This is a genomic window from Streptomyces sp. NPDC024698, assembly GCF_055559015.1.
Genome location: NZ_JBVHLK010000032.1, coordinates 35,080 through 55,528, shown reverse-complemented (window position 1 = coordinate 55,528; position 20,449 = coordinate 35,080). Strand labels below are relative to the sequence as shown.

Annotated in this window: 17 protein-coding genes; 1 reads left to right on the top strand and 16 read right to left on the bottom strand. The window is 72.8% G+C overall.

The genetic code is table 11. From position 1 onward, the window contains the following. Nucleotides 1-430: 430 nt before the first annotated feature. The 16 genes from ACZ4AA_RS36090 to ACZ4AA_RS36015 form a co-directional block, all read right to left on the bottom strand. A complete protein-coding gene (locus ACZ4AA_RS36090; RefSeq protein ID WP_467612181.1) occupies nt 431-1,651 on the bottom strand; it encodes a cytochrome P450 in 1,221 nt (406 codons plus the stop codon). Nucleotides 1,652-1,719: 68 nt separating this feature from the next. After that, nucleotides 1,720-2,400: a response regulator gene (locus ACZ4AA_RS36085; RefSeq protein ID WP_467612178.1), complete on the bottom strand. Its 681-nt coding sequence runs from the start codon at nt 2,398-2,400 to the stop codon at nt 1,720-1,722. Next, nucleotides 2,397-3,758, bottom strand: a complete 1,362-nt coding sequence (locus ACZ4AA_RS36080) for a sensor histidine kinase (protein WP_467612175.1) — start codon at nt 3,756-3,758, stop codon at nt 2,397-2,399. Before ACZ4AA_RS36080 ends, ACZ4AA_RS36085 begins: the two co-directional genes overlap by 4 nt. Before the next feature lie 67 nt (nt 3,759-3,825). Beyond that, nucleotides 3,826-4,992 (bottom strand): acyltransferase family protein, encoded by a 1,167-nt coding sequence (locus ACZ4AA_RS36075; protein WP_467612186.1) that lies wholly within the window; start codon nt 4,990-4,992, stop codon nt 3,826-3,828. A 64-nt stretch (nt 4,993-5,056) separates the two neighbouring features. Then, complete coding sequence (locus ACZ4AA_RS36070) at nt 5,057-6,181, bottom strand: alpha/beta hydrolase (protein ID WP_467612172.1); 1,125 nt, start codon at nt 6,179-6,181, stop codon at nt 5,057-5,059. Between the two features lie 142 nt (nt 6,182-6,323). Beyond that, nucleotides 6,324-7,331, bottom strand: a complete 1,008-nt coding sequence (locus ACZ4AA_RS36065; RefSeq protein ID WP_467612169.1) for an alpha/beta hydrolase family protein — start codon at nt 7,329-7,331, stop codon at nt 6,324-6,326. A gap of 220 nt (nt 7,332-7,551) precedes the next feature. Then, nucleotides 7,552-8,754, bottom strand: a complete 1,203-nt coding sequence (gene kynU, locus ACZ4AA_RS36060) for a kynureninase (RefSeq protein WP_467612166.1) — start codon at nt 8,752-8,754, stop codon at nt 7,552-7,554. Continuing rightward, a complete protein-coding gene (locus ACZ4AA_RS36055; protein WP_467612163.1) occupies nt 8,747-9,592 on the bottom strand; it encodes a tryptophan 2,3-dioxygenase family protein in 846 nt (281 codons plus the stop codon). The genes kynU and ACZ4AA_RS36055 overlap by 8 nt, the downstream gene beginning before the upstream one ends. Before the next feature lie 181 nt (nt 9,593-9,773). Beyond that, complete coding sequence (locus tag ACZ4AA_RS36050) at nt 9,774-10,187, bottom strand: DUF3151 domain-containing protein (RefSeq protein WP_467612160.1); 414 nt, start codon at nt 10,185-10,187, stop codon at nt 9,774-9,776. 205 nt (nt 10,188-10,392) lie between these two features. Then, a complete protein-coding gene (locus ACZ4AA_RS36045; protein ID WP_467612157.1) occupies nt 10,393-12,033 on the bottom strand; it encodes an MFS transporter in 1,641 nt (546 codons plus the stop codon). A 102-nt stretch (nt 12,034-12,135) separates the two neighbouring features. Beyond that, nucleotides 12,136-13,158: a class II fructose-bisphosphate aldolase gene (gene fbaA, locus ACZ4AA_RS36040; protein WP_467612154.1), complete on the bottom strand. Its 1,023-nt coding sequence runs from the start codon at nt 13,156-13,158 to the stop codon at nt 12,136-12,138. Nucleotides 13,159-13,343: 185 nt separating this feature from the next. Then, nucleotides 13,344-13,916 (bottom strand): orotate phosphoribosyltransferase, encoded by a 573-nt coding sequence (gene pyrE, locus ACZ4AA_RS36035; RefSeq protein WP_467612151.1) that lies wholly within the window; start codon nt 13,914-13,916, stop codon nt 13,344-13,346. 10 nt (nt 13,917-13,926) lie between these two features. Next, nucleotides 13,927-14,721, bottom strand: a complete 795-nt coding sequence (locus ACZ4AA_RS36030) for an aldose epimerase family protein (RefSeq protein WP_467612148.1) — start codon at nt 14,719-14,721, stop codon at nt 13,927-13,929. Nucleotides 14,722-14,766: 45 nt separating this feature from the next. Continuing rightward, the gene (locus tag ACZ4AA_RS36025) at nt 14,767-15,936 is read right to left on the bottom strand and encodes an SRPBCC family protein (protein ID WP_467612145.1); all 1,170 of its coding nucleotides are present in this window, start codon (nt 15,934-15,936) and stop codon (nt 14,767-14,769) included. Between the two features lie 66 nt (nt 15,937-16,002). After that, nucleotides 16,003-17,670, bottom strand: a complete 1,668-nt coding sequence (locus ACZ4AA_RS36020) for a polyamine aminopropyltransferase (protein ID WP_467612142.1) — start codon at nt 17,668-17,670, stop codon at nt 16,003-16,005. A gap of 196 nt (nt 17,671-17,866) precedes the next feature. Then, the gene (locus ACZ4AA_RS36015) at nt 17,867-18,397 is read right to left on the bottom strand and encodes a DUF2617 family protein (RefSeq protein WP_451404637.1); all 531 of its coding nucleotides are present in this window, start codon (nt 18,395-18,397) and stop codon (nt 17,867-17,869) included. Nucleotides 18,398-19,205: 808 nt separating this feature from the next. Between ACZ4AA_RS36015 and ACZ4AA_RS36010 the strand changes: the two genes are divergently transcribed. Continuing rightward, on the top strand, nt 19,206-20,417 hold the full coding sequence (locus tag ACZ4AA_RS36010; RefSeq protein WP_467612139.1) for a pyridoxal phosphate-dependent aminotransferase: 1,212 nt from the start codon (nt 19,206-19,208) through the stop codon (nt 20,415-20,417). Nucleotides 20,418-20,449: the final 32 nt, after the last annotated feature.

The following is a 20,449-nucleotide window of genomic DNA, read 5'->3' as shown; positions in this document are numbered from 1 at the left end:
TACTCACCCTCTCGGGCTTTCCTCCGGGCGCTTCCCTTCGGTCTTGCGTTTCCGACTCTATCAGACTCTTTCGGGCCTGACTCCCAGTCAGCGGGGTTTGTCTTCCCGGCTGTTGGGCCGTTCCGACGTCTCAAACTTTAGCGGATCTTCCCGGCAGTTCCTAATCGGGCCGCCAGGCCCCAATCGAATTGAATTCGGACACGCCGAATTCATCCCGGCTGGGAGATCGTGCTGATGGTTTGATTGCCGCTACAGCGGCGGAGGTGCCACCGCAGAACCGTTCCGGTCCCGCGACAACTCGGAGAACTTTACGGATCCGCCAGGGCAGTGTCAACCCGCTCCTGTCAAGATCTTTTACGGGAGCGGTGAGCGGCGGCGCGGCCCGTCGAGGTGAGCGGGGCGCGCCGCCGGGCGGGAGCGGTGCCGGCCCTCAGACCGCGACCGACAGACCCTCAAGGCCGCGGATCACGAAGTTCGGCTTACGGACGGGTTCCGCGGCGAGAGCCAGGCCCGGGGCCTTCGTCAGCAGGGCCGTCATCGACGCGGCCAGTTCGAGCCGGGCCAGCGGAGCGCCGATGCAGTAGTGGATACCGGCGCTGAAGGAGATGTGCGGATTCTCCGTCCGGGACAGGTCCAGCGTCTCCGGGTTCGCGAACGCCTCGGCGTCATGGTTCGCGGAACCGAAGAGCATCGCTATCTCGGCGCCCCGCGGAATCGTCGTACCGTCGATCTCGATGTCGTCCAGGACCCAGCGCTCGAAGAGCTGGAGCGGGGTGTCGTAGCGCATCAGCTCCTCCACCGCCGTGGGGATCAGCGCGTGGTCCGCCCGCAGGGCCGCCAGCTGCGCGGGATGGCGGAACAGGGTCCACCAGCCGTTCACGGTGGCGTTGACCGTGGCCTCGTGCCCCGCGTTCAGCAGCAGCACACAGGTGGAGATCATCTCCTGCTCGGTGAGCCGGTCGCCCTCGTCGTGCGCCGCGATGAGCCCCGAGATCAGATCGTCCGCCGGCTCCTTGCGGCGGGCCTCGATGAGCCCGCGCAGATATTCGGTGAACTCCTCCGACGCCCGCACGGCCCTGCGTGCCGTGTCCTCGGTCGGATTCAGTTCGTACATTCCGCAGATGTCCGCCGACCAGGGCCGCAGAGGTGCCCGTTCGGAGTCCGGGACACCCAGCATCTCGGCGATCACGGACACCGGCAGCGGTTCCGCCACGTCGGTCAGCAGGTCCCCACCTCCTGCCTCCACCAGCCGGTCGACCAGTTCGCCCGCCAGGCCCTCCACGTACGGCTTCAGTCGTTCCACCGTGCGGGGGGTGAACGCCTTCGACACCAGCCGCCGGATCCGGGTGTGGTCCGGGGGTTCCAGATCGAGCATCCCGTGGTCGTTGAGCACATGGAAGGGCTCGTGCTCCGGCGGCGGCGCCGTCCGCCCGAAGTCCTCGTGCGTGAACCGGTGCTGATACGTCCGGCCCAGCCGGCGGTCCCGCAGCAGTGCCGACACCTCCGCGTGGTGCGGCACCAGCCACTGGTTCGTCGGCTCGTAGTAGTGCACCCGGCCTCGCGCACGCAGTTCCTCGTACGCCGGATACGGGTCCGCCAGGAAGGCCGGATCCCACGGGTCGAAGGCCCGCGAACTCTCCAAAGCTGCCATGAACGGACGCTAGCCCGGCCCACCCCCCGCTGACCAGGGCCGACCTCCACTGCGAGCGCCGGACGCCGTCAGCGGGGAGTGACCAGCCGCGCCTCGTACGCGAACACCGCCGCCTGGGTCCGGTCCCGGAGCCCCAGCTTCACCAGGATGCGGCTCACATGGGTCTTGATCGTCGACTCCGCGACGACGAGCCGCTCGGCGATCTCCGCGTTCGACAGCCCCTGCGCGATCAGCACCAGCACCTCCGTCTCCCGGTCGGTCAGGTCCCCGTACGCCCCGTGCGCCGCCGACAGCCGGGGTTCCTCCGCGAGCTTGGAGAACTCCGTGATCAGCCGCTTGGTGACCGAGGGGGCGAGCAGCGCCTCCCCGGCCGACACGACCCTCACCCCGTCGGCGAGCTGGCGGGCCGAGGCGTCCTTGAGCAGGAAGCCGGAGGCCCCCGCGCGCAGCGCCTGGTACACGTACTCGTCGAGGTCGAACGTCGTCAGCACCAGCACCTTCGCGGCGCCGTCCGCGGCGACGATCTCCCGGGTCGCGTCGATGCCGTTCATCTCCGGCATGCGGATGTCCATCAGGACGACGTCCGGTTGCAGTTCGCGGACCCGGTCGACGGCCTCCCGGCCGTCGACCGCCTCGCCGACCACCTCGATGTCGGGCATCGCGCCGAGCAGCACGGAGAAGCCCTCGCGGACCATCATCTGGTCGTCGGCGATCAGCACACGGATCGCGCGACGCGTGTCGCCCGTCATCCGTTCTCCTCCCCCGAGGGCACCGGCAGGAACACCGCCACCTCGTACCCTCCGTCGTCCATGGGGCCCGTCGTCATCTCGCCGTCCAGCATCGTGACCCGCTCGCGCATGCCCGTGATGCCGTGTCCCGCTCCGTGCGTCGACTTCTCCAGGGTCGTCACCGGCGCGGGGCCGTTGACTATGCGCAGGCCGAGTCCGCCGAGAACGTAGCCGATCTCCACGCGGGCCGACGCTCCCGGCGCGTGCCGCAAGGCGTTGCTGAGCGCCTCCTGCACGATGCGGTACGCCGAGAGTTCGACGCCCTGCGGAAGGTCGCGCACCGCGCCGGTGACCACCTTCTCCACGGTCAGACCCGCGTCCCGCACATTGGCGAGGAGCCGGTCCAGATCGGCGAGGGTGGGCTGCGGGGCGTCCGGCGCCTCGTAGTCCTCCGCCCTGACCACGCCCAGCACCCGGCGCAGTTCGGTCAGCGCCGCGACCGCGTTCTCCCGGATCGTGACAAAGGCCTGTTCCAGCTCAGGGGGTGGGTTCTCCACCCGGTAGGGCGCGGCCTCCGCCTGGATGGCGACCACCGACATGTGGTGGGCGACCACGTCGTGCAGTTCGCGGGCAATCGTCGTGCGCTCTTCGAGCAGGGTGCGCCGTGAACGTTCCTGGGCCGTCTCCGACTGGTGGGCCGTGACCTCCTGTGCGGCCTCCTTGCGGATGTTCCGGACGGTGACGATCAGAAGGGCGAGCGCGGAGACGAAGAGGAGCGGGAAGGAGTTGGCGTTGTAGTAGCCCCCGCCGAAGACGGTCTCGGCCGTCAGGCTGTACGCCGCGGTCAGCAGCCACATCCAGGCCGCGACGCGGGGACGCGACCGCAGGGCGACGACCGTCAGTACGGTGACGTGCGCCACGAAGCTGCCGGGCGCCCACGGCCAGTCGCCCCACGCGCCGTCGAACACGGAGACGACCGGGACCGCCGCGATCGAGAACCAGAAGGCGCCGATCGGGCGGACGAGGGTCGCCAGGACCGGGAGCAGGGCGAGGAGCCCGCACAGCAGGGACGCGAACGATCCACCGCCGGGGCCGCCGGCGGCGGAGGAGCCGGCGGCCATGGCCAGCAGGCCCGCCGCGGCCACCGTCGCGTGCGGGGTCCAGGCGGCGTACCTGCGCAGGCCCGCGGACAGGCGCCGGGTGATGGGGCCGTCCGTGCGCATGCGCCGGAGCGGGCGGTAGGCGAAGGCGTCGTGGAACATGTCCTCCCGCAGGCCGCGGACGGCGCCCGCCGCGAGGCGGTACTCCGGGCTGCGGGGTTTGGCCCCGGCACCGCCGGGGGGCGGGGACATCGTCTGCGTCTGGGTCGTCTCGGTCACGTTCAGAACGGTAGGCCGGACGGGGGGCGCAGTCGTCACCTGCGAGGAGGGTCCTCGGGGATCCGTCTCAGGTACTACGGGGAGGGGTCCGCCGAACGCGGACCACGCGGGACCGGCGCCCGGCGGGGTGGCGGGGTCCCCGCTCGTGGACGCCGAAGGCGAGCCGGCACAGGGTGAGGGCGCAGCCGAAGACGGGCAGCCAGGCGGCTCGCGCGGCCACCCAGACCAGGGAGTCGGGGACGGTGTGCAGGCCGGGGAGCCGGCCCACGAACAGGCCGAGCGCGGTCACCGCCATCAGGGACGTCTGGTGCCAGAGGAATATCGTCATCGCGGAGAGGTTGGCGAAGGCGATGCCGGCCCAGAGCACGGGGCGCCGCATCCCCCGGCGCAGCGGCTCGCGCAGCAGCAGGGCGAGTCCGCACTGGGCGAGACCGAAGGTCACCGCGGCCAGCGTCGGCGGGTCCAGGTTGGAGACCGCGGCCCCCGGTACGCCGACCATGGACGCCGGATAGCCGGCCCACGCCACGAGGGCGGCCGTGGCCACCGCGCCGCCGCCGAACAGCACCCAGCCCGCGCGCCGCCGCTCCAGCTCGCCGCGGGTCCAGGCGGCGCCCAGGGTGTACGGCACCAGCCAGCCCGCCGCGACGTTCACCCAGCCGATCCAGGCCGGGCCGCCGAGGCCGAAGCGGACGACGTCCACATGGAGGACGACGGCCAGCGGCCACAGCGGGTTCAGCCGGGTCAGCAGTGGTGTCGCCGCGGTCAGTCCGGCGAAGACCACCAGGAACCAGAGCGGGGACAGCGCCAGTTTCACCAGGGTGTGCACCGTGCGGAAGCCCGCGCCGGACACGAGCAGGCCGGCGGTCGCCACCGTCCAGAAGGTGAGCACCGCCGCCACCGGCCGCAGCAGCCGGCCCATGCGGGCGCGCAGCCACTGCCCGTACGTCGTGCCGCGGGCCCGCGCCGACGCGTAGCTCCTGGTCGCCACATGGCCGCCCACGAGGAAGAACACGGCGAGCGTCTGGAAGGTCCAGGACACCGGGGTCAGCCAGGGCATGTACCGCAGCGGGCTCGCCGTACGCAGCGCGCCGCCGTCCGTGACGAGCGCGGTCACCAGCCAGTGGCCCAGGACCACGCCGAGGATCGCGAGGGCGCGCAGGGCGTCCACGGCGCGGTCCCGGTCGCCGGGGGTGGCCCGGTCGACGCGGTGGACCGCGGTCCGTAAGCCGGTCAGGGCTGTGGTGCCGGTCGCGCCCTTCCGCGCGGTCGTGCCCTTCCGTTCGGTCGTGCCGGTCCGGTCACGCACGGGGTACCTCCGGGGTGTCGCCGAGGACGATGCGGGTGAGGTTGGCCAGGGATACGGAACCCGGCGCGAAGTAGTCGCTGTGACCGGCGGCGCCCGCCTCGAAGACCCGGGCGCCGAAGGAGGGGGACACCGGGTCGGTGCCGAAGCCGACGGTCGTGCCGAAGAGGTCGGCGCTCGTGTGCGGGACGTGCGCGACCCAGTCGGCGGAGCCGCGGGCGGCCCAGACGCGGGCGGAGGTGTGCAGAGCGGCGGCCGAGGGGGCGCCGGTGCCCGGACTGCCCATGACGACGAGGTCGCTCACGTCCAGCCCCGGGGCGGCCCGGCCGCAGACCACCGAGCCGTACGAGTGGCAGAGCAGGGAGATGCGCGCCGACGGGCCGACGACTCCGCGCAGCCGGTGCAGGAACGCCTTCAGCAGGGGAGCCGCCTGCTCGGCGCGGTCGGTCGTCAGGACCGTCGTGCTCACGGTGCCGGGTGTCTCGTATCCGAGCCAGGCGAGGACGGCACCGCGCGGGCCGAGGCGCCGGTGCAGGGCGAGGGCGCCCGCGCGGAACCGGCCGTACGTCTCCAGCGTGGTGTCCGAGCCGGGGACCAGGACGGCCACGCGGTCGGCGTGGGCGAGGTCGCCGAAGACCTCGACGGCACGGCCGGGACCGCGGCCGTCGTAGAAAAGGAGACGGCGGGAGGGCGCGGCCATGGCCCGGTCGGCGGCGGCCCGGGTGCGGTCACCGTGGGCGGCCGCCATCCGGGCCGCCTCCGCGGCGTCCGCCCGGTTGGCCTCGTACGCCCGGTCCAGGTTCGAGGCCGTCGGCGCCGGGAGGACCGCGGGTGGCGGTGCGGGGATCCGGGGGCGCGCCGCGGCCGACACCGGGACGACGACCGCGGCGGTGACGAGGGCGGCGAGCAGCGTGCGCCGCAGCCGGCGGACGAGTCCCGTCCGGCGCGGCCGGCCGGTGAGCGGTGTCCCGCGCGGCCTTCGGGTGAGCCGTGTCCCGCGCGGCCGGCCGGTGAGCGGTGTCCGCCGCGTCCGGTGGGTCGTCCGGTCTTCGGTCCGGGGGTGCGGGGCCGCGGGTGTGTGTTCTCTCCGCCCGGTGGCCGGTGTGGAGCGGTGATCCATGCTGTCCGTCCCTCCCCGTCCGCCCGGTCGTCGGGCGTCACTGGAAAGGGAAATTACGGATCGTCGTCTGTCGTCCGCGTCCCGCTGCGGACCCCATTCGAGACGTACCTCTCAGGTACTACGGGTATGACGGGGTCCGGTACTACCAGGCGAGTTGGGCGATCTCCTCCGCGACCACGGCGCAGGCGTCGGCGGCCGGGTCGATCAGGGGGAAGTGGCCGACGTCCTCCAGCAGCGTCAGCCCCACCACCTCGCCGGCCCTGGCCGCCGCGTCCGCGTACGACTCGGCGACCGCCTGCGGGACGACGAGGTCGGTGCGGCCCTGGACGATCGTGGTGGCGATGCCGGTGGGCAGCAGCCGCACCGGGTCGGCGTACGGCAGACGTTCCGCGAACGTGGCTTCTCCGCCGAGGAGTTGACGGGAGGCACCGCCGCAGACGGCGAGCTTCTCCGCGACCTCGAAGTCGGCGATCGGCGCGAGGGCGACGACGCCGCGCAGGGGTGCGGGGCGGTCCGTGCGCCAGGGCGCGTCCTCGGGCAGCAGGTGCCGGGCCGCGGCCCAGAGCGCCAGGTGACCTCCCGCCGAGTGCCCGGTGATCACGATGCGCCCGGGGTCGGCCTGCGGGAGTGCCCGGCGGACCAGTGCGGGCAGCGCGTCGAGTGCGGCCGCCGCGTCGTCGAAGGTGTCGGGCCAGCGGCCGGCGACCGGAGCCGCCGGGGCGGTGGCGTCGGACCCGGACGAGGCCGCGCCGTCCCGTCCGGGGTCCGCGGGGCCGCTCTGCGCCGGGATCACGGACCCGCCGGGAGCGGGGGCCGGCGCCTCTCCGCGGCGGTACTCGACGTTCGCCACGGCGAAACCGCGCCGGGTCAGGAAGTCGGCGAACGGGGTGATGTGGCGCCGGTCGTACGGGGCACGCCAGGCGCCGCCGTGCAGCACGGCCACGACAGGAGCGGGGACCGCCGGATCGGGGTCGCGCGGGGCATAGAAGTCGATCACCTGGTCGGGGTGGTCGCCGTACGCCAGGGTGACGTCCGGGTCCACGGCCGGGTGCGAGAAGGCGGACGCCTCCTCGGCGGCGTCGCGCGCGACGGCGTCGGTGTCGCCGCCTCCGCCGCCGTCGGCGTCCCGGGATGCGGCGTCGTCCTGCATGCTCCAACCTCTCAGCGGTGAAACGGAATTGGCCGACGAGGGAACAATTCGGCCGTTTGCGGGGACGGTATCAGGCCGGTGACATGGGCCGAGCTGTTCGGGTATCCGGCGTACGGGTAGGGGCGGAGGGGATTTCGCCCCCTCCGCCCCTACCCTTCCCGTACCTGGGGCTCCGCCCCCGGACCCCCGCTCCTCAAACGCCGGAGGGGGTGAAACCTTCTCAGCCGAGCGTCTCCGACAGGATCCGCGCCGCGCGTTCCGCGTCCGCGAAGCCCACGTACAAGGGAGTGAAGCCGAAGCGGAGGATGTCCGGATGGCGGAAGTCGCCCACGACGCCCCGGTCGATCAGGCGCTTCATGACCGCGCCCGCGTCCGCGCAGCGCAGGGCCACCTGGCTGCCCCGTTCCGCGTGGGCGGAGGGGGTCACCGACTCGACCCTGCCCTCGGGCACGTACGCCGCGACACACTCCAGGAAGAAGTCCGTCAGGGCGAGCGACTTGGCGCGGACGCTCTCGATGGAGACGCCGTCCCACACCTCAAGGGCCGCTTCCAGGGCCAGCATCGACAGGATGTCCGGGGTGCCGACCCGCCCGCGCAGCGCACCCGGCGCCGGCTCGTACGAGGAGCTCATGGCGAAGGGCTCGGCGTGCGAGTTCCAGCCGGGCAGCGGGGAGTCGAAACGGTCCTGGAGTTCCGCGCGGACGTAGAGGTACGCGGGTGAACCCGGGCCGCCGTTCAGGTACTTGTAGGTGCAGCCGACCGCCAGGTCCACCCCGTGCTCGTCGAGACCGACCGGCAGGGCGCCCGCGGTGTGGCACAGGTCCCAGACGGCGAGCGCGCCCGCCGCGTGGATCGCGGCGGTGAGGGCGGGCAGGTCGTAGCACCGGCCGGTGCGGTAGTCGACGTGGTTGAGCAGCACGGCGGCCGTACGGGGGCCGAGGGCCGAGGACAGCTCGTCCGGGTCGACCGGGCGCAGCTCGCAGCCCGTCATCCGGGCGGCCGACGCGGCGATGTACCCGTCCGTCGGGAACGTCGTCGCGTCGACGAGGATCTCGTCGCGCCCCTCGCCCGCCAGCCGTACCGCGCCCACCAGGGCCTTGAAGACGTTCACGCTGGTCGAGTCGCCGACCACGATCTGTCCGGGCGCCGCGCCGACCAGCGGGGCGATCCGGTCGCCGATCCGCTCGGGCGCGGTCCACCAGCCGCTCTCGTCCCAGGAGCGGATGCGCAGCTGGCCCCACTGCCTGCGCACGACGTCCTCGACCCGGCCGGAGACCTCGACCGGCAGCGCGCCGAGCGAGTTCCCGTCCAGGTACACCACGTCGTCGAGCACGAACCGCTTGCGCAGGGCGGCGAGTTCGTCGGCCGCGTCCAGTTCCGCCGCCCGCGCGGTGAGCGCGGGCACCTGGGCTCGCTCAGACATAGGACCTCGCTGTCCACAGCTCGGGGAAGACGTTCTTCTGCGCGCGCTTCTCCAGCCAGGCCACTCCGGCGGAGCCGCCCGTGCCGGTCTTCGAGCCCATCGCCCGCCGCGTCGCGACGAGATGGTCGTTGCGCCAGCGCCACACCAGTTCGGCGACATCGGTCAACGCCTCGCCCAGGCGCGCGAGTTCGTCGCTGTCGTCACCGGCGTACAGGGCCGTCCACACGGCCTGCACCTCGGGGACGGGTTCGTAGCGCAGCGACACGTCACGGTCCAGCACGGCGGCCGGGATCACGTGCCCGCGCCGCGCGAGCAGCCGCAGCACCTCGTCGTAGAGGCTCGGCTCGTGCAGCGCCTTCTCCAGCTCGGCGTACACGCGGGGCGCGCCCCGGTGCGGGACGAGCATCGACGCGGACTTCTCGCCGAGCAGGAACTCCATGCGCCGGTACATCGCCGACTGGAAGCCGGAGCCCTCGCCGAGGGCCGAGCGGTAGGAGTTGAACTGCGCGGGGGTGAGCTGTCCGAGCGGACGCCAGGACGCGTTGAGCGCCTCCAGCTCACGCACGGACCGCTTCAGCGCGGCCACCGCGACGGGGATGTCGTCCGCGCGCAGCGCCTTGGCCGCGGTCTCCCACTCGTGCACGATGACGGTGAACCACAGCTCCATGACCTGGGTCGTCACCAGGAAGACCATCTCTCCGGGGTCGTCGGAGAGGGTGTGCTGGAGGTGGGTGAGCACGTCCGCCTGTACGTAGTCCTCGTACGGGGTCGTGCCCTGGAAGTCGAGATGCGGGGTCTCGGGCTCCTGAGCCTGCGCGGGCTGAGCCTGGTGGGACATCGCTGTCTCCCTGAATCGTGCTCCGGGTAGCGGTCCGCCCCTGCCGTTACCGACACGGGGGCCCCGGTCCCCACCGGGCATCCTCCACAATCGTCCCCCGAAACCGCAAGGTCCGCCTGGTCACACCAGACGGACCCGCTTGGGAGGCCTCACAGGGAGGCCCCGCACCGAGGAGCGCGACCTAGCCCAGGGTCTGGGCCGCCGTCTCCGAGGAGTCCTTCAGGAACTGCGAGCAGCGCTCGTACTCCTCCTGCTCGCCGATCGCCTGCGCGGCGCGGGCGAGGCCGTGCAGGGCGCGCAGGAAGCCGCGGTTGGGCTCGTGCTCCCAGGGCACCGGGCCGTGGCCCTTCCAGCCGTTGCGCCGCAGGGCGTCAAGACCGCGGTGGTAGCCCGTACGCGCGTAGGCGTACGACTCGACGACGCTGCCCCGCTCGAACGCGTCGTCGGCGAGCTGCGCCCAGGCGATCGAGGAGGTCGGGTACTTCGCGGCGACATCGGCGGGGGCCGTGCCGTTCGCGAGGAGCTCGCGCGGCTCCGGGTCGTCGGGCAGACGGGTCGGGGGCGGTCCCCCGAGGAGGTTCTCGTGAATCGTCATGGGTTCCAGTCTGCTGCATCGGCCGTGATCGGTAACGCTTGCCCGCGGCAGCCGGGGAACGATCCGTTCCGGAGCGGGACCGCGACCGGCACCATTCGGACGTGGTCACGCCGACCGGGGAATCGCCCTGCGGACACCGATCGCCGACCCCTGATCGCTGATCGCTGATCGCTGATCGCCTGCCGGATCGACAGCTTCGGCACGGTCACGAAGCCGGACCCGCGCCGGAAGGCGGGGCCCCGGGGGAGCCGCGGCCCCCGAGGACGCCCCGGGAGTGTTCCGGTTCCAGTGGGGGTGTCGTCAGCGAGCCGTGCCTGCGGCACTCGGGGCGCAGGCAGCCGGGCGGCGGACGGCGGACGGTCGTGAAGGCCAGCACCGCCCCGACCACGAGCACCCCCGCGCACAGCGGCATGGCCCGGCGGAAGGCCGCGTCGAAGGCGTCGGCCGAGCGGTAGGCCTCCGGCCCCATCCCGGTGAGCAGCGGAAGCGCGGCCACGGCGACGAGCCCGGCCGCGCGGGCCGCCGCGTTGTTGATCCCGCTGGCCAGACCCGCCCGCCCGGTGTCCACGGAGGCCAGGACGGTCGCGGTCAGCGGCGCGACCAGGGTGACCATGCCCAGGCCCATCACCAGCAGCGCCGGCAGCACGTCGGCGACGTACGAAGCGTCCTTGCCCACCCGCAGCATCAGCAGCATGCCCGCCGCGCACAGCAGCGGCCCGACGGTCAGCGGGATACGCGGTCCGATGCGCTGGGAGAGTTCACCGGAGCGGGCGGAGAAGAGCAGCATCAGGACGGTGGTCGGCAGCAGGGCCGTGCCGGCCTGGAGCGCCGAGTAGCCCGCCACGACCTGGAGCTGGAGCGCGGTCAGGAAGAAGAAGCCGCCGAAGGCCGCGTAGACGCACAGGGTCACCAGGTTGACGGCCGTGAACTGGCGCGAGGAGAAGATGTCCAGGGGCATCATCGGGTCGGGCCGCCGCCGCTCGACCTGGACGAAGGCCACCCCCGCCGCCACGCCCGCGACCGCCGCCACCCAGACGAGCGGGGAACCGCCCGTGGCCTCGATCAGGGCGTACGTCACCAGGGCGAGCGAGAGCGCGCCGAGGACCGCGCCGAGGACGTCGAAGCCGCGACGGGCCCTGCCCTCCGCCTCGGTCCCGGCCCCCCTCGCGGCCTCACTCGCGGCCCCGCCCGCGTGGAAGGTGGCCCCGGTGGACTCCGGGACATGGCGCAGGGCGACCGGGAGGCACACCAGCGCGACCGGGATGTTCAGCAGGAACACCCAGCGCCAGCCGGGGCCGTCCACCAGCCAGCCGCCCAGGAACGGCCCGACCGCGGCTCCGACGCCCCCGAAGCCCGACCACAGGCCGATGGCACGGGACCGGTCGTCCGGATGGAAGGAGGCCTGGATGATCGCCAGCGAACCGGGGGTGAGCAGCGCCCCGCCGACCCCCTGGAGGACCCGGGCCGCGATCAGCACGCCCACGTCCGGGGCGAGCCCGCACAGCAGCGAGGCGGCGGCGAACCACACCACCCCGAGGACGAAGATCTTCCGGCGCCCGAAGCGGTCACCGAGCGAACCGCCCAGCAGGATCAGCCCGGCCAGCGACAGCATGTAGCCGTTCACGGTCCACTGGAGGGCGGCGAGGCTCGCGTCGAGGTCACGGCCGATGGTGGGCAGGGCGACGTTGACGACGGTCGAGTCCAGCAGAGCCATGCTGGAGCCGAGGACGGTGGCCAGCAGGATCCACTTCCCCGTGGGGGAGGCGATCCGTACCGCAGGTCTGCCGTCCGCAGGTCCGCCGTCCCCGGATCTGCCGTCCGATGCGTCCCGCTCGGGCACAGCCATACCTCGGAGCATACGGAAGGGCCCGGCACCATGGCAGGTGCCGGGCCCTTCCCGGGGGACGGCCACCGTGCGGTCGTACGACACCGGAGGGTCCCCGGTCGACTACTTGAGGCGGGTGCCCGTGGAACGCAGGGCGGCGCAGGCCTCGGTCACACGCTGGGCCATGCCCGCCTCGGCGAGCTTGCCCCAGGTGCGCGGGTCGTACTTCGACTTGGTGCCGACCTCGCCGTCGACCTTCAGGACAGCGTCGTAGTTGCGGAACATGTGGTCCACGACCGGACGGGTGAAGGCGTACTGGGTGTCGGTGTCGAGGTTCATCTTCACGACGCCGTTCTCCAGCGCGGTGGCGATCTCCTCGGCGGTGGAGCCGGAGCCGCCGTGGAAGACGAAGTCGAAGGGGCTCGCCTTGCCGTACTTGGCGCCGACACCCTCCTGGAGGTCCTTGAGGAGCTCGGGGCGCAGGACGACGTTGCCCGGCTTGTACACGCCGTGGACGTTGCCGAAGGACGCGGCGAGCAGGTAGCGGCCCTTGTCGCCCAGGCCCAGGGCCTCGGCGGTGCGCAGCGCGTCGTCGACGGTCGTGTACAGCTCGTCGTTGATCTCGTGGCTGACGCCGTCCTCCTCGCCGCCGGTCGGGGTGATCTCGACCTCAAGGATGATCTTCGCGGCGACGGCCTTGGCGAGCAGCTCCTGGCCGATGGCCAGGTTGTCGGCGAGGGTCTCGGCGGAGCCGTCCCACATGTGGGACTGGAACAGCGGGTTCTCGCCCTTGGCGACGCGCGCGGCGGAGACGTCGATCAGCGGACGTACGTAGCCGTCCAGCTTGTCCTTGGGACAGTGGTCCGTGTGCAGTGCGACCGTGATGTCGTACTTCGCGGCGACGATGTGCGCGAACTCGGCGAGGGCGACGGCGCCGGTCACCATGTCCTTGTTGTGCTGGCCGCCCAGGAACTCCGCGCCACCGGTGGAGATCTGGATGATGCCGTCGCTCTCGGCCTCCGCGAAGCCGCGCAGCGCAGCGTGCAGGGTCTGGGACGAGGTCACGTTGATGGCCGGGTAGGCGAACTTGCCTGCCTTCGCCCGGTCGAGCATCTCGTTGTAGACCTCGGGGGTTGCGATGGGCATCTGTCCGCTCCTTGTATGTGCGGGTCTGCGTACTGCTGCTGCGGTACGACGGGACTGGTGCTTATGGCCCTGACCTAGGGGGGCGACATCATCGTCGGCCCCATCTTTCCAGACATCGCCGGATGCTCCAGACCCCCATCCGACATGCGGGACCCGGCCGTCGGCGGGGTCCCGCGGGAGCGTCGTCAGTCGAGCCCCAACTCGCCCTTGGAGTAGGCGAAGAGGTACGGGACACCGGCTCCGGCCTCGATCTTCTCGGCGGCGCCGGTGGCGCGGTCGACGATCGTGGCGACACCGACGACCTCGGCCCCGGCCTCCCGGACGGCCTGGACGGCCTCCAGCGGGGAGCCGCCCGTGGTCGAGGTGTCCTCGACCACGAGGACGCGCCGCCCCTTGATCTCGGGACCCTCGACACGGCGCTGGAGGCCGTGCGCCTTGGCGGCCTTGCGGACGACGAAGGCGTCCAGCCGGCGGCCGTTCGCGGCGGCGGCGTGCAGCATCGCCCCGGCGACCGGGTCGGCGCCCATGGTCAGCCCGCCGACCGCGTCGAACTCCAGGCCGGCGGTGAGGTCGAGGAGGACCTGCCCGACGAGCGGGGCGGCCTCGCCGTCCAGCGTGATCCGGCGCAGGTCCACGTAGTAGTCGGCCTCAAGACCCGAGGAGAGGGTCACCTTGCCGTGCACCACGGCCTTGTCCTTGATCTGCTTCAGCAGCTCGCCGCGTGCGCCTGACGGCGTTCCTGCGTTGACGTCACTCATGGGGGCCAGCTTAGAGGCGCCGCCAGCTCCAGACCGTGGTGGCTTCGAGGGGGTCGATGGGTGTGACCAGCCGGGGGTGGGTGTTGAGCCCGTTCGGCGGACCCGTCTGCGGCTCCACGCACACGGCGGCCTCCTGCTCGTCGTAGACGACGGCCCACTGCTCGCGGCTCGCGACCTTCAGCTCCAGCCGCCCTGGCCAGGTGAGGGTGACGTCGACGCCCTCCGGCATGCCGAAGCAGTCGTCCCAGGGGCCGGGCGCCGGATCGACGCGGCGGCCGGTGGGCAGGTGGTCGTCGCCCCGCTCCTCCTGCCAGGCGGGCCGGAAGTCGACCCGGACGTCCTCGCCGCCGTCCCCGAGGTTCCTGTTGAACCAGGGGTGCCAGCCGATCTGCGCCGGGAACGACTCCCCGTACGTCTCCACCGACATGGTGACCGTCAGGCCGTCCCCGCCGAGGGCGAACGCCTGGGTGACACGGGCGGGATGCGGCCAGGGCTCGACCAGGTCGTACGTGATCACGGCCTCGTCCGCGGTGACGCGCGCGGTCCTCCAGGCGCCGTCGCGGGCGGTGCCGTGGATGGCGTGCGGCGGGGAGTTGAGCGGCATCTGCCGGACGGTGGCGCCGTCGAGGAATCTTCCGTCCCGGATCCGCCCGCACCAGGGGACCATCGGGAAGCACCCGAACTTGGGTCCCTGCCGCAGCAGTTCGGCGCCGCCGACCCGCAGACTGCCGATCCGTCCGCCGTTGCCCGGCGACACGGTCACCTCCGCGTCGTCCGCGGTCAGCGTGATGTCTTCGTTACTCACGGAGTCGACCCTACTGGGGCGGGAGGACCGCGGGGCTTCCCGCCCTCAACGACGTTTGCGCAGCGCCCGGGACAGGGCGATCGCCGAGGCCAGCGCCAGGGCCGCGGCGGGGGCCGCCCAGCGGAGGGTGACACGCGCCGCGGTCGCCTCCGGGGGCGGGACGGGGGCGTAGCGGCCGCGCGGAGGGGCGTGGTCGACCTCTTCGGCGCTGCGTCCGATCATCGTCCGGCGCGCGTGCGCGGCCTCGGCCATCGCGTCCGCCCGCCCCGGCCCCACCGCTTCCGCCACGAAGTCCTCCCTGTCGAACGCGCCGTCCTCGCCCACCGGATCGGGGGAAGGGGACGTCACGTCCTCCTCGAAGCCGGGGGGCGCGTCGGCGTCGGACTCGGACTCGGGCTCGGGTTCGACGTCGGACTCCGGTTCGGGTTCGAGTTCGGCGTCGGAGGCGGGTTCGTCGGCTTCGAGTTCGGCTTCGAGTTCGAGGCCGCGTCCCGGAAGGCCTCCGGGCTCGGGCCGGGACGTGGACGGGGCCCCGGCGTCCGGTTCGGGGGCGCGGCCCGGCCCTGCTTCGGGCTCGGAGGCGGGGCCGGTACCCGGCTCCGGGTGGGGAGTCGTGGGCGCCGCGCCCGGCTCGGCGCCGGACCCGCCCGAGGAGGCGGGGCCGGACACCGAACCCGAGCGCGAGACCGGGCCGGACGGTGACGCGAGGTCGGTGGTCAGGATTTCGGCGAAACGGGTCAGCAGGCGCAGGCCCGTCGAGGACACCGCGTCCCGCGGGAGCTCCGCCACCCGGCCGTCGCCGGAGGCCGTGCCGCCGAACACGAGGGTGGTCCCGCCGTCGGCCGGAAGGAGCCGCAGGGTCAGCGCGAGCTTCACCGCACCGCCGCCGCGCACCTCCGTGGCGTCGCCCTCGACGGCGTACGTGTCGTCGTCCTGCGCGGTGACGCGGAACGCCCCGCGATAGGTGATCGTGTGCCCGGCGACGCGGACCTTCAGCCGCCCGGCGACCCGCGCGGCCCCCTCGCCTCGCCCAGGCCCCTCGCCTCGCCCGGGCCCGGAGACGCCCGGCGAACTCGCGTCCGCGGACCCCGCGCCGCCGGTGGCCGCCGACGCGTCCTGCTGGAGACCCGGGATCGCGCGGGCGACCCGGACGGGATCGGCCAGTGCCTCTCGCAGCCGCCCGGCCGGAAACGGAACGAACACCTCATGCTCCATGTCAGCCGAGCCTACCCAGCACGACCCGGACCGCACCCGCGTATCCCGGATTCCCGGGTCGGGCCCTCAGTCGGTGTACCGCGGATGCACCAGTGTGGAGGCCGGGAGCGGACGGCGGGGGCGGCTGCGGGAGGCCGCGCGCGCGTCCGCCGTCAGGGCCGCCTGGGTGAGGGTGCGCGGGCGCGGGCAGGAGGGGTCGAGGCGCAGGGGCGCGGGTGTACGGGAGGCGAGGACGAAACCCCAGTCGTCCGCGGCCCCGCCCGTGCCCGCGGGACCCGGGGTTCCGCCGACGCGGCGGCCGGTCCCGGCCGCGAGGCCGGAGTCCTGGCGGCCGACGCCGTAGGGCCTGGTGAACAGGCCCGCCGCGCGGATCGTGGCGTCGACCGTCCAGAAGGCCCGGTTCCGGCCGGCGGGCGGACCCGCGTGGACCACGAGCCGGCCGCCGGGGGCGAGCGCGCGCCGGGCGAGGCCGTAGAACTCCTGCGAGTACAGCTTGGTGGCGGCGGTGACGCACGGGTCGGGCAGGTCCGAGATGACGACGTCGTACGTCGACCGGTCCTCGCGCAGCCGGCCGAAGGCGTCCGTCGTCACCTCGTGGACGCGGGGATCGTCGTACACATGGCGGTTGAGTGCGGACAGCGCGGCGTCGTCCCGCGCCAGCCGGACCACGTCCGCGTCGGGTTCGACGATGTCGACGCGGCGCACCCCGGGATGGCGCAGCACCTCGCGGGCGGCGAGTCCGTCGCCGCCGCCGAGGATGAGCACGCGGGCGTGCGGACCGTTCATCGCGGGGTGGACGAGCGCCTCGTGGTAGCGGCGTTCGTCACGGCCGCTGAAGCGCAGCCGGCCGTCGAGGAAGAAGCGGAGCGGACGGCCGTGGCCGCCCCCGCTGAGAACGGCCTCCTGGACACCGGTGCGCGGCGCGACGCGCGCGTCCGCCCCGTACAGGGCGTGCCGCGCGGCCCGCTCGAAGTCGTCGACCAGCGTCGCGGCCGAGGCGAGGAGGCCGAGGACGAGGACGTTGGCGACGACCAGGGTCCAGCGGGCGCGGCGGGTCAGGTCGCCGCGGAACAGTCCGAGCACGAGGGCGCCGCCGGCGGCCACGTTCACCGTTCCGGTCAGCAGCGCGCCCGTCAGCTGGCCGAACTGGGGCAGCAGCAGGAAGGGGAAGGCGAGGCCGCCGAAGAGGGCGCCGACGTAGTCCGCGGCGAACAGGTCCGCGACCGCTCCGCCTGGGTCCTGGCGGCGGATGCGCTGTATCAGCTCCATGAGCAGCGGCACCTCGGCGCCGATGAGCAGGCCGATGGTGAGCGAGAAGACCACGAGCAGACAGCGGGGGCCGTCGGCCCAGGGGCCGCCCCAGCCGCCCGTCCAGGCGAACACCGCGTACAGGGCCATCGCGCTGCACCCGCCGACCAGGGCGAGCACCGCCTCGACGGCGCCGAATCCGGCCGCGGCGCACGGCCGCAGCCGTTTCGCGGCGAGGGAACCGACGCCCATGGCGAAGACCATGACGGAGAGCACGACGGATGCCTGGGTGACGGAGTCGCCGATCAAGTACGAGGCGAGGGCGACGAGTTCGAGTTCGTACACGAGTCCACAGGCCGCGCAGACGAACACTCCCGCGAGGACGAGGAACCTGCCGGTGCCCGGACGGACGGGCAGCCGCGCCCGGCCCTGGACGCCCCAGGGCGGCGGTGCGCCGGGTGGGGCTGGCGCGTGCGGTTCGATCACGCCGTGAACGCTACGTCACGCCACCACTACGTCTCGTCACCCACACGTGTGGAAAGCCTTGCTCTTGCCGGTGTACGGAGTTGACTTGGGCATCTGCCCGGATCGGCGTGCGCGAACCCCCTGCTCGTGCGCGGCCGTTGGACTCACGCCTCGGTGTCCGGCGGCCCGACGTGTCCGTTCCCGCGCGTTCGCGCCGTCAGACGCCGGAGGCGCTGAGGGCTTCCTTCCGTACGCCGACTCGCGTACGCGTCGCGACCAACTGGCCGTCCTGCGGGTACGCGTGCCACGTACGCCAGTGGACCTGGCCCTCATGCCGCTGGGCGAGCATCGCCGTGAACGCGTGCGGGCTGCCGGGGAAGACACCGGCGAGACCCTGGGGATGGTCGGAGACGAGGGCCAGCAACTCCTGGGCGCGGCCCGCGAAGGAGCCGGGCGACAGGATCTCGACGCGGGCCGCGAACTCGTACTCCCAGTCGCCGAACCTCTTCGCGACGCCGAGCGGCAGGGGCGTGCTGCTGCCTGCGATGCACGCGACGGTCTCCGAGCAACTGCCCCGCTCCTCCTCGAGGAGGACCTGGTGGGACGCGCCGAGCAGTCTCAACTGGAGTTTCGCCCCGGCCAGTTCGAGATCGAGGGTGGCGAGGGCCGGCAGCGGTTCGCGGCCCAGGGCCCAGGCGAGATCGGCCGCGCGCGTGTCGGTGTACGAGGTGTTCAGGGTCGTGAGCATGGGTCGGCTCCGCTAGCACGCAAAGGTGAGGTGGGGTTCCTGCGCACCCGGTCAGCACCGGGGGGAACGGCCCGGCCGGCCCGGCCGGAAGGGCATCCGGCGGACACGTCCGATAGGACCATCGGATGGACTTCCGAGGCCTGTCGGCCCAGGGCTGCTCGGTGATGTACCAGGGCCGCTTTGGTGGTTTAGAGGGAATCATGAACTGTGCTGCCGCCACAGCGTTTTTACCCAACTTCGTGGGGTTTCCATCCCCCCGAGGGCTCCACAGCTCAACTGTTCAACCACGACGTGCGCCCGGCGCGCGGACGCGCCCGCCGGCGACCGGCCGACGGGCACCTCCGTGCTCCGGACACGTTTCCCACCGGGAGACCGGCCGCCGGTGTCAGCTGCCTCCGCCGCAGCCGCCCCCGCCGCACGAGGACCCGCCCCCGCAGGACGATCCTCCGCACGACGAGTGCCCCCCACAGGAGTGACCCCCGTGCCCGCTGTGACCCCCGTGTCCCCCGTGGTGCCCACCCGACGCGGCACCGCCCGCGCCACCGGCCCACCAGCTGCTGTCGCCACCGGAGCCGCTGCCCTCGGACCGGCGCCGCCCCCTCCCGGAACCGCCGACAGCCTTCACCACCACAACCAGCACGACGACCCCCAGGATGATGCCGAAGATCATGGCGTCACCCTCCTTCCGTTCCCTGGAAGCGGCCCCCCGTGGACCGTTCTCCTCGAATCCGCAGCTGCGTGACAGGGGGATGCCCTCACCCCCCACGGCCCAAAGCAGAGTTGAGGAACTCCAGAGCTTGGGCGCAGGATGGCCGGCATGACCTCCAGCGTGCGACCCCTTCTGAACCGTCGGCTCGCCGAGTTCGGGACGACGATCTTCGCCGAGATGTCCGCCCTCGCCCTGAGCACCGGCTCGATCAACCTCGGCCAGGGTTTCCCGGACACGGACGGCCCCGAGGAGATCCGGGAGGCGGCCGTCCGCGCGCTGCGGGACGGGCGCGGCAACCAGTACCCGCCGGGTCCGGGCGTCCCCGAGCTGCGCACCGCGATCGCCGGACATCAAAAGCGCCGCTACGGCCTGTCGTACGACCCCGACACCGAGGTCCTGGTCACGGCGGGCGCCACCGAGGCGATCGCCGCCTCGCTGCTCGCGCTCCTGGAGCCCGGCGACGAGGTGATCGCGCTGGAGCCGTACTACGACTCGTACGCGGCCTCGATCGCCATGGCGGGCGGGACGCGCGTCCCCGTGACCCTGCGTCCCGACGAGGCCGCCGACGGGGACGGCCACCGGCGTTTCCGGCTCGACCTCGACGAGCTGCGCGACGCGGTCACCGAACGGACGCGGCTGCTGCTGATCAACACCCCGCACAACCCGACCGGCACCGTCCTCACACGCGAGGAGCTGACGCAGATCGCGCGGATCGCCGTCGAGCGTGACCTGCTCGTGGTGACGGACGAGGTCTACGAACACCTCGTCTTCGACGACGCCGAGCATGTGCCGATGGCGAGCCTGCCGGGGATGCGCGAACGGACGGTCACCATCGGCAGCGCGGGCAAGACGTTCTCGTTCACCGGCTGGAAGGTGGGCTGGGTGACGGCTCCCCCGGCCCTGGTCGGCGCCGTACGGTCGGCGAAGCAGTTCCTGACGTACGTGGCGTCCGGGCCCTTCCAGTACGCCGTCGCCGAGGCGCTCGCGCTGCCGGACGCGTACTTCGAGGGCTTCCGCGCGGACATGCTGCGCAAGCGGGACGTGCTCGCGGCGGGCCTCACCGAGGCGGGCTTCGCGGTCTTCCGGCCGCGGGGGACGTACTTCATCACCACCGACATCCGGCCGCTCGGCGAGAGCGACGGCTTCGCCTTCTGCCGCGCCCTGCCCGAACGCGCGGGCGTCGTGGCCATCCCGAACGCCGTCTTCTACGACCACCGCGAGGCGGGCGCGCCCTTCGTCCGGTTCGCGTTCTGCAAGAAGGACGAGGTGCTGCACGAGGCCGCCGGGCGGCTGCGGCTGCTGTCGTCCTGAACTCGGCAGTGGTCCCGAACTCCCCCCGTCCC

Coding starts and splice junctions, on each gene's coding strand:
- ACZ4AA_RS36090 (WP_467612181.1), bottom strand. CDS start 1,651: ATGGCAGCTTTGGAGAGTTCGCGGGCCTTCGACCCGTGGGATCCGGCC.
- ACZ4AA_RS36085 (WP_467612178.1), bottom strand. CDS start 2,400: ATGACGGGCGACACGCGTCGCGCGATCCGTGTGCTGATCGCCGACGAC.
- ACZ4AA_RS36070 (WP_467612172.1), bottom strand. CDS start 6,181: ATGGATCACCGCTCCACACCGGCCACCGGGCGGAGAGAACACACACCC.
- ACZ4AA_RS36065 (WP_467612169.1), bottom strand. CDS start 7,331: ATGCAGGACGACGCCGCATCCCGGGACGCCGACGGCGGCGGAGGCGGC.
- kynU (WP_467612166.1), bottom strand. CDS start 8,754: ATGTCTGAGCGAGCCCAGGTGCCCGCGCTCACCGCGCGGGCGGCGGAA.
- ACZ4AA_RS36055 (WP_467612163.1), bottom strand. CDS start 9,592: ATGTCCCACCAGGCTCAGCCCGCGCAGGCTCAGGAGCCCGAGACCCCG.
- ACZ4AA_RS36050 (WP_467612160.1), bottom strand. CDS start 10,187: ATGACGATTCACGAGAACCTCCTCGGGGGACCGCCCCCGACCCGTCTG.
- ACZ4AA_RS36045 (WP_467612157.1), bottom strand. CDS start 12,033: ATGGCTGTGCCCGAGCGGGACGCATCGGACGGCAGATCCGGGGACGGC.
- fbaA (WP_467612154.1), bottom strand. CDS start 13,158: ATGCCCATCGCAACCCCCGAGGTCTACAACGAGATGCTCGACCGGGCG.
- pyrE (WP_467612151.1), bottom strand. CDS start 13,916: ATGAGTGACGTCAACGCAGGAACGCCGTCAGGCGCACGCGGCGAGCTG.
- ACZ4AA_RS36025 (WP_467612145.1), bottom strand. CDS start 15,936: ATGGAGCATGAGGTGTTCGTTCCGTTTCCGGCCGGGCGGCTGCGAGAG.
- ACZ4AA_RS36015 (WP_451404637.1), bottom strand. CDS start 18,397: ATGCTCACGACCCTGAACACCTCGTACACCGACACGCGCGCGGCCGAT.
- ACZ4AA_RS36010 (WP_467612139.1), top strand. CDS start 19,206: ATGGCCGGCATGACCTCCAGCGTGCGACCCCTTCTGAACCGTCGGCTC.